Source organism: Massilia sp. (assembly GCF_032106685.1).
GTDB lineage: Bacteria > Pseudomonadota > Gammaproteobacteria > Burkholderiales > Burkholderiaceae_D > Telluria.
The window spans coordinates 1-1,334 of record NZ_DAMCPG010000105.1; the positions used below are offsets into that span (position 1 = coordinate 1).

Consider the following 1,334-nt stretch of genomic DNA (forward strand, 5'->3'; position numbering starts at 1 on the left):
CGTAACTATAACGGTCCTAAGGTAGCGAAATTCCTTGTCGGGTAAGTTCCGACCCGCACGAAAGGCGTAACGATTTGGGCACTGTCTCAACGAGAGACCCGGTGAAATCATAGTACCTGTGAAGATGCAGGTTACCCGCGACAGGACGGAAAGACCCCATGGAGCTTTACTACAGCCTGATATTGAGGCTTTGTGCATGATGTACAGGATAGGCGGGAGACGTCGAGCCCGGAGCGCCAGCTTCGGAGGAGTCACCCTTGGGATACCGCCCTTCATGCATAGAGTCTCTAACTCGCAGCCGTGATCCGGCTGGAGGACCGTGTCAGGCGGGTAGTTTGACTGGGGCGGTCGCCTCCTAAACAGTAACGGAGGCGCCCAAAGGTTCCCTCAGAATGGTTGGAAATCATTCGTAGAGCGCAAAGGCAGAAGGGAGCTTGACTGCGAGACCTACAAGTCGAGCAGGGACGAAAGTCGGGCTTAGTGATCCGGTGGTTCCGCATGGAAGGGCCATCGCTCAACGGATAAAAGCTACCCTGGGGATAACAGGCTGATCTCCCCCAAGAGTCCACATCGACGGGGAGGTTTGGCACCTCGATGTCGGCTCATCGCATCCTGGGGCTGGAGTAGGTCCCAAGGGTTGGGCTGTTCGCCCATTAAAGCGGTACGCGAGCTGGGTTCAGAACGTCGTGAGACAGTTCGGTCCCTATCCGTCGTGGGCGCAGGAAATTTGAGGAGAGCTGTCCTTAGTACGAGAGGACCGGGATGGACGCACCGCTGGTGTACCAGTTGTTCCGCCAGGAGCATCGCTGGGTAGCTACGTGCGGACGGGATAAATGCTGAAAGCATCTAAGCATGAAGCCCCCTCCAAGATGAGATTTCCCTTTGAGTAATCAAGAAAGACCCCTCAGAGACGATGAGGTAGATAGGTCACGGGTGGAAGCATGGCGACATGTGGAGCTGAGTGATACTAATCGGTCGAGGCCTTGTTCTAGCAGATGCATTGTTGATGACTTCAGTTTTGAGGGCGCGAGCCCGATCGTCTGGTGACGATAGCCAAGTGGTCACACCCGTTCCCATGCCGAACACGGAAGTTAAGCACTTGAACGCCGAAAGTAGTTGGGGGCTTCCCCCTGTGAGGATAGGACGTTGCCAGGCACTTGACCGATCTGCAGATTGCAGGTCGGTTTTTTGTGTGTAGCCCCGAAAGAAATAGAAAAACTGACAAGTGAACGTCAATCCGTCATCAAGTCAGTTTTAAGACAAGCATCTAGATTAAAAAGAAGGTGTTGTGTCAAGAAGGCGAGACTTGATTTGACGTAATAGTGCTGCAGCAC

2 rRNA genes are annotated in these 1,334 nt (G+C 53.8%); both read left to right on the forward strand.

Going from position 1 to position 1,334, the window contains the following annotated elements:
• A 23S ribosomal RNA gene (locus RT688_RS23765) occupies positions 1–991 on the forward strand; the annotation flags it as partial.
• A gap of 48 nt (positions 992–1,039) precedes the next feature.
• Positions 1,040–1,155, forward strand: a 5S ribosomal RNA gene (gene rrf / locus RT688_RS23770).
• Positions 1,156–1,334: the final 179 nt, after the last annotated feature.